The 13189-nt window shown below is 68.0% G+C and carries 7 protein-coding genes; 1 reads left to right on the top strand and 6 read right to left on the bottom strand.

Translation table 11 applies throughout. The annotated features are described in order from the left end of the window. On the top strand, positions 1–2826 hold the full coding sequence (gene gcvP, locus AC5Y4H_RS23275) for an aminomethyl-transferring glycine dehydrogenase (protein ID WP_499985654.1): 2826 nt from the start codon (positions 1–3) through the stop codon (positions 2824–2826). Positions 2827–2893: 67 nt separating this feature from the next. On the opposite strand, the gene AC5Y4H_RS23270 is transcribed toward gcvP, so the two are convergent. The 6 genes from AC5Y4H_RS23270 to gnd form a co-directional block, all read right to left on the bottom strand. Continuing rightward, positions 2894–5002 carry a substrate-binding domain-containing protein gene (locus AC5Y4H_RS23270; RefSeq protein ID WP_499985651.1) on the bottom strand — a complete coding sequence of 703 codons (2109 nt, stop codon included), beginning with the start codon at positions 5000–5002 and terminating at the stop codon, positions 2894–2896. A gap of 100 nt (positions 5003–5102) precedes the next feature. After that, the gene (locus AC5Y4H_RS23265) at positions 5103–7298 is read right to left on the bottom strand and encodes a malate synthase G (protein ID WP_499985649.1); all 2196 of its coding nucleotides are present in this window, start codon (positions 7296–7298) and stop codon (positions 5103–5105) included. A gap of 280 nt (positions 7299–7578) precedes the next feature. Further along, on the bottom strand, positions 7579–8619 hold the full coding sequence (locus AC5Y4H_RS23260) for a hemolysin family protein (protein WP_499985647.1): 1041 nt from the start codon (positions 8617–8619) through the stop codon (positions 7579–7581). Further along, complete coding sequence (locus AC5Y4H_RS23255) at positions 8616–9986, bottom strand: hemolysin family protein (RefSeq protein ID WP_499985644.1); 1371 nt, start codon at positions 9984–9986, stop codon at positions 8616–8618. Before AC5Y4H_RS23255 ends, AC5Y4H_RS23260 begins: the two co-directional genes overlap by 4 nt. 242 nt (positions 9987–10228) lie before the next feature. Further along, positions 10229–11665 carry a GuaB1 family IMP dehydrogenase-related protein gene (locus tag AC5Y4H_RS23250; protein WP_499985642.1) on the bottom strand — a complete coding sequence of 479 codons (1437 nt, stop codon included), beginning with the start codon at positions 11663–11665 and terminating at the stop codon, positions 10229–10231. A 52-nt stretch (positions 11666–11717) separates the two neighbouring features. Beyond that, the gene (gene gnd / locus AC5Y4H_RS23245; protein WP_499985640.1) at positions 11718–13175 is read right to left on the bottom strand and encodes an NADP-dependent phosphogluconate dehydrogenase; all 1458 of its coding nucleotides are present in this window, start codon (positions 13173–13175) and stop codon (positions 11718–11720) included. Positions 13176–13189: the final 14 nt, after the last annotated feature.

The following is a 13189-nucleotide window of genomic DNA, read 5'->3' as shown; positions in this document are numbered from 1 at the left end:
GTGTCTGATCAATTCGCTTTCGCTGCTCGGCACATCGGTCCGGACAGCCAGGCGGTCGCCGCAATGCTGGCCGTCATCGGTGTGGACTCGCTGGACGAGCTCGCCGCCAAGGCGGTTCCGGCCGGGATCCTCGACCGCCTGACCGACGGTGGCGCCGCGCCGGGGCTCGACCGGCTGCCGCCGCCGGCCAGTGAGGCCGAGGCGCTTTCCGAGCTGCGGTCGCTGGCGGAGGCCAACACAGTGGCCGTGTCCATGATCGGGCAGGGCTACTACGACACGCTCACGCCTCCGGTGTTGCTGCGCAACATCTTGGAGAACCCGGCCTGGTACACCGCCTACACGCCGTACCAGCCGGAGATCAGCCAGGGCCGGCTCGAGGCGCTGCTGAACTTTCAGACGATGGTGGCCGACCTCACGGGTCTCGAGGTCGCGAATGCGTCGATGCTCGATGAGGGCACCGCGGCGGCCGAGGCCATGACGTTGATGCACCGCGCGGCGCGCGGCAAGTCCAACCGCCTGGCGGTGGACGCCGACGTCTTCGCCCAGACCGCGGCCATCCTGGCCACCCGGGCCAAGCCGCTGGGCATCGAGATCGTCACCGCCGACCTGCGCAGCGGTGTTCCCGACGGCGACTTCTTTGGCGTCATCGCCCAGCTGCCCGGGGCCAGCGGCCGGGTCACCGACTGGTCGGGCCTGGTTCAGCAGGCGCGCGACCGGGGCGCACTGATCGCCATCGGCGCCGACCTGCTCGCCATGACGCTGATAACCCCTCCCGGCGAGATCGGCGCGGACGTCGCCTTCGGAACCACCCAAAGATTTGGTGTGCCAATGGGATTCGGCGGGCCACACGCCGGCTATCTGGCGGTGCACGCCAACCACGCGCGCCAGCTGCCAGGCCGGCTGGTCGGTGTGTCGCTGGATGCCGACGGGTCGCCCGCCTACCGGCTGGCGTTGCAGACCCGCGAGCAGCACATCCGCCGCGATAAGGCGACCAGCAACATCTGTACCGCGCAGGTGCTGCTGGCGGTGATGGCCGCGATGTACGCCAGCTACCACGGCGCCGAGGGCCTGACCGCGATGGCGCGCCGCGTGCACGGTCACGCCGAGGCGATCGCCGCCGCGCTCGGCGATGCGCTGGTGCACGACAAGTACTTCGACACCGTGCTGGCCCGGGTGCCCGGACGCGCCGCCGAGGTGATAGCCGCGGCCAAGGCCAAGGGCATCAACCTCTGGCGGGTCGACGACGACCACGTGTCCGTGGCCTGCGACGAGGTCACCACCGACGACCATGTCGCCGCCGTCCTCGAGGCCTTCGGGATCGCGGCCGCCGAGCCCGTCTGCGCCGGCATCGTCAGCCGTACCTCGGAGTTCCTCACCCATCCGGCGTTCACGCAGTACCGCACCGAGACGGCGATGATGCGTTACCTGCGCACGCTGGCCGACAAAGATATTGCCTTGGACCGCAGCATGATTCCGCTCGGGTCCTGCACCATGAAGCTGAACGCCGCCGCGGAGATGGAACCGATCACCTGGCCGGAATTCGCCCGCCAGCATCCGTTCGCGCCCGCGTCGGACACCCCCGGCCTGCGGCGTCTGATCGCCGATCTGGAGACCTGGCTGGTGCAGATCACCGGTTACGACGCCGTTTCGCTGCAACCCAACGCCGGCTCCCAGGGCGAGTATGCCGGGCTGCTGGCCATTCACGATTACCACGCCAGCCGTGGCGAACCGCACCGCGACATCTGCCTCATTCCATCCAGTGCGCACGGCACCAACGCGGCGTCGGCGGCGCTGGCCGGGATGAGGGTCGTCGTGGTGGCCTGCCACACCAATGGCGACGTGGATCTCGACGACCTGCGCGCCAAAGTCAGCGAGCACCGCGACCGCCTCTCGACGCTGATGATCACGTATCCGTCCACGCACGGCGTCTACGAGCACGACATCGCCGAGATCTGTGCGGCCGTACACGACGCCGGGGGTCAGGTCTACGTCGACGGCGCCAACCTCAATGCGCTGGTCGGGCTGGCGCGGCCAGGCAAGTTCGGCGGCGATGTCAGCCATCTGAATCTGCACAAGACGTTCTGCATTCCGCACGGCGGCGGCGGACCCGGCGTCGGGCCGGTAGCGGTGCGCTCGCATCTGGCGCCGTTCCTCCCGGGACATCCGCACGCCCCCGAGCTTCCCGGCGGCCACCCGGTGTCGGCGGCGCCCTACGGCTCGGCCTCGATCCTCCCGATCAGCTGGGCCTACATCAGGATGATGGGCGCCGAGGGCTTGCGCGCGGCATCGCTGACGGCGATCACATCGGCCAATTACATCGCGCGGCGCCTCGACGAGTACTTCCCGGTGCTCTACACCGGCGAGAACGGCATGGTCGCCCACGAATGCATCCTGGACCTGCGGGGCATCACCAAGTCCACCGGAGTCACCGTTGACGATGTGGCAAAGCGCTTGGCGGACTACGGTTTTCATGCTCCGACGATGAGTTTTCCGGTGGCGGGCACGCTGATGGTGGAGCCCACCGAGAGCGAGACCCTGACCGAAGTCGACGCGTTCTGCGACGCCATGATCGCCATCCGCGGCGAGATCGATCGGGTTGGCGCGGGGGAGTGGCCCGCCGACGACAACCCGTTGCGGGGCGCGCCGCACACGGCCGAGTGCCTGGTGATCGGCGACTGGGACCACCCTTACACCCGGGAGCAGGCCGCCTATCCGCTGGGTAAGGAGTTTCGGCCCAAGGTGTGGCCGCCGGTGCGTCGCATCGACGGCGCCTACGGCGATCGCAATCTGGTCTGCTCGTGCCCGCCGGTGGAGGCCTTTGCCTGACCGGTCCCGCCGGTCGAGCTGCCCCGGGTGTGTCGTTTCAGGGCCGCAGCGAGGCCTGCGAACGCCGTCAGCTCAGAAAGGTGTTGACCGCCGCGGCGAGGTCGGGGGACGCCGACGTCGCGAGGTTTTGATAACTACCGCCACTGAGTTGGGAGACCGCTTCCCAGGTCGCCCGGTCGGAGTCGGCTCCGAAATCGATGACATTCACCGCGATCGGCTTGGCCGGATCAGCGCTCTTACGGATGAAGTCCTGCAGCCCCGGCCCGTCCAGCGTTTGGTCGGTGTGCGGACCGGCGGTGATCAATAAAATCGAATTCGTTTGGCCGGCATGGTAATTGGTTTGCATATCCTGATATAGCATCCGCAGTGTGGTGAATGACACCGCACCGCCGCCCGACGAGTATTGCTTGTCCAGGGCGGCGGCCAGTGCCGCCGAACGCGGCTGGCCGTTGACGGCGTCCGACAGCGGCCCGCTCGCCACTTCCGAACGGCCCTCGTGCCCGTCGAACGTCCACAGGCCGACGACCGCGGTGGGGGGCAGCGCTTTGATCTTGTCCTGTAACGCCCCGACCACGTTGGCCAGCCTGGATTTTCCGCCTTCCTGCGCGGGCATCGACTGGTCGAGCATGATGGTCGTGGCCTGCCCGCTCGACGGGCTCGCCATCGCCTCGGCGAGGGTGGCCCGCAGCGGCTCGTCGCCCACCGACAGCGCGGCGGGCAGCGCCGGGAAGTTCGTGACCGGGCTGCTGGGCGGTGTGACCCCGTTGACGCGGAAGCCCGCCTTCGCCAGCTTGGCCAGCTGCTCCGACTTCTGCATGAAGCGGGAGAACTCGCTGGCGGCCGACGCCTGCTCTCGGCTCAGCCACGAGCCGCTGAGCAGGACGGCGGGGTAGTCGGCCACCGCCGCTGACCCCGGTGGAAGCCAGAAACCCAAGGCGCCCTTGGCGTCTGACAACGATTGACCACGCTGGAACAGCTGCTGCTCGGTGGTGACGACCGCGTGCACGGGGGCGGTTGCTGGGTCACCGGGCTTCAACAGCGAGTTCATCGCCTCGGTCAGGGAGTTGTCGGCCAGTTTCGGTTGTGCGCTCAGCAGGCTACGCACTGCGCCGGTGCCTTGCGTCGGCGGGGCGCCGGGCGGTACCGAGGCGGCGGCCACCGCCTCGCCGGCCAGAAACGATGCGTCCCCGTTGCCGGTCATCGGCAGCGCCAAACGCAGCGAGCCCCAGCCGGGTAAGTTCAACCCGGCCAAGGCATTCGGGTTGGTTTGCAGGCCGGGCAGCGCGGCCCAGTTCTGGTTGGCCAGGGCCGGCGCGAGTTGGGGGCGGATGGCCAGCACCACCGGCGAGGTGACCAGCGAATGGCTCTCGGTGACGGTCTTTTGGGCCGTCGCCCCGGCGAGCCGCGCGGCCGAGATCGAACTGCTCGGAATCCACAGCGCCGGCTGGCCGCCCAGTTCCGCGGGCCACTTGCCGATGAATCCGTTCAGCACGGCATCGGAGTTGGCCGGCTTGACGCTCACCACCATGCAGTGGTCGCCGACCGGCCCGGCGGATTTGTTGTAGCTTTCGGCCAATTGCTGAACGGAATCGGCGATCGACGGGTCGGCGACGACCGCCACCGTCTCCTGGCCTCCCGAACAGCGCCCGGCCGCCGTGTGCGAGCGCTTGGACAACGCATCCCCGAAGAAGCTCCACAGGATCACCGCTCCCACCACGACGACGACCGCGACCAGTGCCACGATCACGCCGATGCTGACGCCGCGGCGGCCGGCCTCGCTGCGATGACCGCCCAGCCGGTCGGCCAGCCCACGATGCCCGCCACGGAAGAGCGACGGCGACGAGGCCGGTGGCTCCGGACTCGCCGGGGCCGTGCGCCGGGACGGAAACTCCGGGTAGTCATCGGCGGTGCCGTCTACGAATGAATCCTCGGCAGCGTAGAGGTCGTCGTCATCCGCCGCGAGGCCCTCGTCATCGGGATGCCGACGATCGTCGCGGTGGTAGTCACCCTCGTCCGAATAGTCACCCCCGTCCGAGTAGAGATCGGCCTCCTCGTCGTGGCCGGCATCCCGGCGGCGATATCCTGCCTCGTCACCTCGAGACGGCTCGTCGACGACATCGTCGTGAAAAGGCTCGTCGACGAAGTCGTCAGGGTCGGGCGCACTGTGCCTACCCATAGCAGTGCCCGCGGCCTTTCCGTCGATCCATCGTTAACTCGGCGCCGATTTTAGTCATCGCCGGCACTATTACACGTTCGAACCCGATTTGAGCGCAGGCTCAATTCGACTGCGCGGCGTGTGCCTTGGCCTCACGCCGGCGGCGATGCAGGATCGGCTCGGTGTAACCGTTGGGTTGCTGCGTACCGGTCAGGATCAGATCCTGGGCGGCCAGGAACGCGATGCTGTCGTCGAAGTCGGGAGCCATCGGCTTGTAGGCCGCGTCCTTGGCGTTCTGCTCGTCGACCAGCGGGGCCATCCGCTCCAGGCTGGCCCGCACGTCCTCCTCGGTGATCACGCCGTGGCGCAGCCAGTTGGCCAGCAGCTGGCTCGAAATGCGCAGCGTGGCACGGTCTTCCATGAGTGCCACATCGTGAATGTCGGGCACCTTCGAGCAGCCGACGCCCTGCGCGACCCAGCGCACCACGTAGCCCAGAATGGACTGGCAGTTGTTGTCGACCTCCTCGCGGATCTCCTCTGGAGCCCAGGCCAGTTCCTTGGCCAGCGGAATGGTCAGCAACTCCTCGATCTTGGTGCGCTTCTTGCCGGCGAGCTCCTCCTGCACGGCGCCCACATCGACGTAGTGGTAGTGCATCGCGTGCAGGGTGGCCGCCGTCGGCGACGGCACCCACGCGGTGGTCGCGCCCGCCTTCGGCTGGCCGATCTTCTGCTCGACCATGTCGGCCATCAGCTCGGTCATTGCCCACATACCCTTACCGATCTGGGCCTTGCCCTTGAAGCCGGCCGCCAGGCCGATGTCGACGTTGGCGTCCTCATAGGCCTTGATCCACGCGGTGCTCTTCATCGCGCCCTTGCGGATCATCGGCCCGGCCTCCATCGAGGTGTGGATCTCGTCGCCGGTGCGGTCCAGGAAGCCGGTGTTGATGAACACGACGCGGTCGGCGGCGGCCTTGATGCACGCCTTGAGGTTGACGGTGGTGCGCCGTTCCTCATCCATGATGCCGACCTTGAGGGTGCCCTGGGGCAGGCCGAGGACGTCCTCGACCCGGCTGAACAGCTCGCAGGTGTAGGCGACCTCGTCGGGGCCGTGCATCTTGGGCTTGACGATGTAGATGGACCCCGTGCGGCTGTTGGCCAGTGGCCCGTTCGCGTCGCCGGTCTTCAGGCCGTGGATCGCGGTCAGGCCGGTGAACAGGGCATCCATGATGCCCTCAAACACCTCGTTACCCTCGGCGTCGACGATCGCGTCGTTGGTCATCAGGTGACCGACGTTGCGGACGAACAGCAGGCTGCGGCCGGGCAACGTCAACTCGCCCTCGCCGTCGGGTGTGGTGTAGGTGCGGTCCTCGTTGAGCACCCGGGTGAAGGTCTTGCCGTCCTTGTTGACCTCTTCGGACAGGTCGCCCTTGTTCAGCCCGAGCCAGTTGCGGTAGCCGAGCACCTTGTCGTCGGCGTCGACGGCGGCCACCGAGTCCTCGAAGTCCATGATCGTGGTGATGGCCGACTCGAGGACCACGTCCTTGATGCCCGCGGAGTCGGTCTTGCCGACCGGTGATTGCGGGTCGATCAGGATCTCGATGTGCAGGCCGTGGTTGGCCAGCAACACCGACCAGTTGGGGGAGCCGAGCTCACCGCTGTAGCCGGCGAACTGCTTCGCGTCGGCCAGGCCGACGGAGCCGTCGCCCGTCGCGATCTTGAGCTGGCCGTCCTCGACACTGAGCCCCGTGGCGTCGGCCCATGACCCGGATTCCAGCGGCACGGCCTCGTCGAGGAACTTGCGCGCGTAGGCGATCACCTTGTCGCCGCGGACCTTGTTGTAGCTAGTGCCCTTCTCGGCGCCGTCGCTCTCGGGGATGACGTCGGTGCCATAGAGGGCGTCATAGAGCGAGCCCCAGCGCGCGTTGGCGGCGTTCAGCGCGAACCGCGCGTTCAGCACCGGCACCACCAGCTGCGGGCCGGCGGTCGTGGTGATCTCGTCGTCCACACCGGAGGTCGTGATGGTGAAGTCCGCGGGTTCGGGTAGCAGGTAACCGATTTCGGCGAGGAACTCGCGGTACGCCTCGATGTCGAGCGGCTCGATGACTCGCTGGCGATGCCACTTGTCGATCTGTGCCTGCAGCTCGTCACGCCGGCGCAGCAAATCCTGGTTCTTGGGGCTGAGGTCCGTGACCACCTTGTCGACGCCCGCCCAGAAGCTGTCCGGATCGATGTCGGTGCCGGGCAAGGCCTCGTTGTTCACGAAGTCATAGAGCACTCGGGCGACGCGCAAGTTCCCCGCCGACACGCGATCAGTCATGATTCTCCTCCATCACGGGCCGCACCGGACCATCGTCGGGCCAGATTGGCAATGTCATAAGCCTACCGAGCGCAGCCTCGTGAGCGTTATCCGCACGATCCGCCACAGCAGGTCAGGCCGCGCTGGCAGCCCCAAGAACGACGCTGCGGGCGAGCACCGGGATGTATTTCCAGCAACGCATGTTCCGCGTGCAGACGGTGCTGCGCCCTCCAGCACTTTCTTAACTGGTAGCCGTGAAGATCATACGGGCTGCGCGCAGTCGACCCGGCCGGCCAGTGTCCTACGCCTCCCGCATGGTGCCGACCAGGTCTTCAACCAGGTCTTCCATCGCCACCATGGCCACCACGCCTCCGGTTTCGTCGGTCACCAGGGCCAGATGGCTGTTGCTGCGCCGCATCCGCGACAGGGCGTCGGCCAGGGGCAGTGATCGCGACAGCCGCGGCAGCGGCCGCACCTTCGCCAGATCGATCACAGTCCGCGGATCGTCGCCCAGCGTCAGCACGTCCTTGATGTGCAGGTATCCGAGGAAGGCGCCGCCGACGCTCGCCACCGGGAATCGGGAGTAACCGGTCCGGGCCAGCGCTTGCTCGACAGCCCCGACCGTCGGGCCCGAGCCCGCCGCGGCGACCGGTACCGCATGCACGCTGGCGAGGGGGACCGCGACGTCACCGACTACGCGGTGGCGTATTTGCAGCGCCCGGGTCAGCCGGGTGCGTTCCTCCCGGTCCAGCAGGCCTTCGGATTCCGATTCGGCGATCATCTCGCTGAGCTCGACGGGTGAGACTGTGATCTCCAGTTCGTCCTTGGGTTCGACGCCGAACGCGCGCACCACCGCACTGGCGCACTTGTTGTAGAACACGATGAACGGCCGGACGGCCCGCACATAGGCCAGATAGGGCGGGACCAGCAGCATCGCGGTGCGCTCGGGGCCGGCCAGTGCGATGTTCTTCGGCACCATCTCGCCCAGCAACACGTGCAGTGTCACCACGATGGCCAGCGCGATCGCGAACGACAGCGTGTGCAGCAGTGTCGGGTGAATTCCGGTGAGCCCCAACGCCGTTCGCAGCACGTTGGACACAGCCGACTCGCCGATCCGCCCGAGCAGCAGCGACGCGGCCGTCACGCCCAATTGGGCACCGGCCAGCATGGAGGGCAGCTGCTCACCGGCGCGTATCACCGTGACCGCGGCCGCCCTGCCCTGCTCGGCCAGGGCCTCGAGGCGGTCGCGGCGCGCCGAGATCAGCGAGAACTCCGCGCCGACGAAGAACGCGTTCACCCCGATCAGCACGCAGGCCAGCGCCAGGCCCAAGGTGTCGCTCATCGGCGTGCCCCCACCGCGGGGATTTCACCGTGACTGCTCAGTTCGACGAGTTCGACCAGGTCGATCCTGCGTCCGTCCATCCGGATCACCGTTGCCTGCCAACGCGTCACCGCGTCCAGCAAGCCGTCCGAATCCAACGCGGGCAGCGTGACCGTGTCCCCGGCCACCGGAATGTGACCGATCTCGCGCAGCACCAGCCCGCCGATGGTCTCATACGGGCCTTCGGGCGCCCGGAAACCGATGGCGGTGGCCACCTCGTCGATGCGCAGCAGGCCCGACACCCGCCAGCCGGTGCCGGCGGGCACCACGTCCGGAGTCGCGTCGTCGTGCTCGTCGCGGACGTCGCCGACGATCTCTTCGATCAGGTCCTCGACGGTCACCATGCCGGCGGTGCCGCCGTATTCGTCGACGACCAACGCGGTCTGCAGGTTGTTGGCCCGGATCTCGGCCATCACCGCGTCGCCGTCCAGCGTTGACGGCACCTTCGGGACGGGTTGGGCCACCGTGATCAGCCTGGTGCGGCCGCGTTCGTTGCGCGGGATGGCGAACACCTGCTTGACGTGCACGATGCCGACCGTCTCGTCGAGGTCGCCGTCGACGATGGGGAAGCGGGAGAATCCGGACTCGGCGGCCGCGGACACCAGGTCCGCGACCGTATCGTCGGTCTGCAGCGCCACGATCTTGGACCGGGGTGTCATCAGCTCCTCGGCGCTCAGGGCGCCGAACTGTAGCGATCGCCGCACCAGGGCGGCCGTGGCGGCGTCCAGGGCGCCACTGCGCGCCGACGAGCGCACCAGCGACATCAGCTCTTGCGGGGATCGAGCGGACCGCAGCTCTTCGGCCGGTTCAACGCCGAGCCGGCGCACGATCCAGTTCGCGGCCCCGTTGGTCAGCCGGATCGCCGGAGTGAGCAGGAGCGAGAACAACATCTGGGCGCTCACGACGGTGCGGGCCGTCGACAACGGACGCGCCACCGCCAAATATTTGGGGACGAGCTCGCCGAACACCATCGACATCGACGTCACGATCACCAACACGAGGAAGGCCATGACGGCGTCACCGACCTTGTCGGGTACGCCAATGGCATCCAGCCACGGGTGCGGCAAGTCTCCCACCATCGGATCGGTCAGGTAACCGGCCGCCAGCGTGGTGATCGAGATGCCCAACTGTGCACCCGACAGCTGAAACGACAGCCGGTGGTGGGCGCGGCGAATCCAGCGGTCGCGGCGCCCACCGCCGCGGGCGTTCGCCTCGACGGCGCTGCGGTCCAACGTGGTCAGCGAGAACTCCGCGGCGACGAAAACTGCGTTGCCGAAGATGAGCACCGCGATCGCCACGATGCTGACAACGGTGACGGTGACGTTCATGGGCGGCGCCGCCAGCCGGCCGGGTTATCGGTTTCGCTGAGCAGAGAGGGCCCCGGAGGAGGCTCCCCACCGGGCGATTCGTCTGACGGCCCGTGCGCCCGCGAGCCGATGGCTGGCACGGGTGCCTGCGGCACGTCGATCCTTTCGCTGCCCGGTGGTGGAGTGGTCGCGGTTGCTTCCGTCTTTGCTGTCTTATGCTAGCCCGCGCGCCGGCGCCGGGCCCGGGCCACGCCGGTCGGCGGTCACCAGCCCTGCGGCAGCGGATGCCCCTCGGCGAAACCCGCGGTCGACTGCACCCCGACCACGACCCGCTCGTACAGCTGCGCCAGGTCCGCGGCGCCGACATAGGTGCAGGTGCTGCGCACGCCCGAGGTGATGTGGTCGAGCAAATCCTCGACGCCGCCACGGGCCGGATCCAGCCCCATCCGGGATGTCGAGATGCCTTCCTCGAACAACGCCTTGCGGGCTCGATCGAAGGCGGTTTCCGCGCCGCTGCGCGCGACCACCGCCCGCTTGGAGGCCATGCCGTAGCTCTCCTTGTACGGCTGGTCGTCGCGGTCGCGCATCAGGTCCCCGGGCGACTCGTACGTGCCGGCGAACCACGAGCCGATCATCACGTTGGACGCCCCGGCGGCCAGCGCGAGCGCCACGTCGCGCGGATGCCGAATCCCGCCGTCGGCCCACACGTGTCCGCCCAATTCCCTTGCCGCCGATGCACATTCAACGACGGCGGAGAACTGGGGGCGGCCTACGCCGGTCATCATTCTGGTGGTGCACATCGCGCCCGGGCCGACGCCGACCTTGACGATATTGGCGCCGGCGCCCAGCAGATCGCGGGTACCCTCCGCCGAGACCACGTTGCCGGCGGCCAGCGGCACACCCAGCCGCAGCGCCGCGACCATCCGGATCGCCTCCATGGTCTTCACCTGATGCCCGTGCGCGGTGTCGATGACCAACAGGTCGATGCCGGCCTCGACCAGCGATCGCGCCTTGGCCCCGACGTCGCCGTTGATGCCGACGGCCGCACCGACGCGCAGCCGGCCCCGCGCGTCGACTGCCGGGGTGTACAGGCCCGCGCGGATGGCACCGGTGCGGGTCAGCACGCCGGCCAGCGTTCCGTCGGCATTCGTCATGACGGCGACGCCGATCGCTGACTGCTCGAGCAGATCGAACACCTTGCGGGGCTCGGTTCCCACCGGGGCCGTGACGAAGTCGGTGATCGCGACGTCGCGCACCCGGGTGAAGCGATCCACGCCCAGGCACGAGGATTCGCTCACCAGACCGAGGGGACGGCCCTCGAAGGTGACCACGGCGACACCGTGGGCACGCTTGTGGATCAGTGCAGTCGCGTCGGACACCGAGTCGTCGGGCCCGAGCACCACCGGCGTGTCGAGCACCAGGTCGCGGCTCTTGACGAACTCCACCGTCTGCTGCACCGCGGTGATCGGCAGATCCTGCGGCAAGATCACCAGCCCGCCGCGACGCGCGATGGTTTCGGCCATCCGGCGCCCCGCCACCGCGGTCATGTTGGCGACGATGACCGGGATCGTCGTGCCCGAGCCGTCACTGGTGGACAGGTCGACGTCAAAGCGGGACGCGACCTCTGAGCGGTTCGGCATCACGAACACGTCGTTGTAGGTCAAATCGTATGCGGGCCTGTGCCCGTCGAGAAACCTCATCGCAGTCTCCCCGCCAACTCAAGCCCCCTTTATGCCCTCTGGTGTTGCCCGGCTACGCGGGCACTTCGGTGCGATCGCCGCTCCACAGTGTGTGGAAGCGCTTCTCCGGGTCGTCGTCGATCCGGCCGTAGGTGTGTGCGCCGAAGAAGTCGCGCAGGCCCTGGGTGAGCGCTGCGGGCAGTCGCTCGGTGCGCAGCGCGTCGTAGTAGGACAGGGCCGAGGCGAAGCCGGGGATCGGAATGCCGAGTTCGGTGGCCTTCACCACGACCCGGCGCCAGCTGTCGATGGATTCCTCGATGGCGCTGCGGAAGTAGGGCGCGACGACCAGGCTCGGCAGGTCGGCGTCGGCGTCGAACGCCTCCTTGATCCGGTTGAGGAACTTCGCGCGGATGATGCAGCCGCCGCGCCAGATCGTCGCCATGTCGCCCGGGGTGATTCCCCAGTCGTACTCGGCGCTGCCCGCCTGGATCTGGTTGAAACCCTGGGCGTAGGCGATGATCTTCGAGGCGTACAACGCCTTGCTCACGTCGTCGATGAACTGTGTTGCGTCGCTTGGCTTCTCGCCCAGTTTGCCGGAGGCGAGGCCGGTGGTGGCCTTGCGCTGGGCGACCGAGCCGGACAGGGCACGGGCGAACACCGCCTCGGCGATACCGGTCACCGGCACACCGAGATCGAGTGCCGACTTCACGGTCCAGCGTCCGGTGCCCTTCTGCTCGGCCTCGTCGAGGATGAGGTCGACCAGCGGCTTGCCGGTCTTGGCGTCGGTCTGGCGCAGCACCTCGGCGGTGATCTCGATCAGGAAGCTGTCCAGGTCGCCCTTGTTCCACTCGGCGAACACGTCGGCGATCTCGGGTGCGGTCTTGCCCAGGCCGTCGCGCAACAACTGGTAGGCCTCGCCGATGAGCTGCATATCGGAGTACTCGATGCCGTTGTGCACCATCTTGACGAAGTGGCCCGCGCCGTCGGGGCCGATGTGGGTGCAGCATGGCACGCCGTCGACGTGGGCGGAGATCTCTTCGAGCAGCGGGCCCAGCGATGTGTAGGACTCCGCGGGGCCGCCCGGCATGATCGACGGCCCGTTGAGCGCTCCCTCCTCGCCACCGGAGATGCCGGCGCCGACGAAGTGCAGGCCCCGTTCGCGCATCGCCTTCTCCCGGCGGATGGTGTCGGTGTACAGGGCGTTGCCGCCGTCGATGATGATGTCGCCTTCTTCCATCGCGTCGGCGAGCTCGTTGATGACGGCATCGGTGGGGTCGCCGGCCTTGACCATGATCAGCACCCGACGCGGCTTCTCCAGCGCGTCCAGGAATTCCGCAATGGTTTCCGAGCGCACGAACGTACCCTCGTCGCCGTGCTCTTCGAGCAGCGCATCGGTTTTGGCGATCGAGCGGTTGTGCAACGCCACGGTGTAGCCGTGCCGGGCGAAGTTACGGGCGATGTTGGAACCCATCACGGCCAGTCCCGTGACGCCGATCTGCGCGGTGCCGGTCTTCGCATCCGACGAACTCATCATTTCGCCTCTCA

It is taken from the genome of Mycobacterium sp. NGS58, assembly GCF_059812385.1.
The sequence above is the reverse complement of the archived record's forward strand: the minus strand, read 5'-3'. Positions and strand labels throughout refer to the sequence as shown.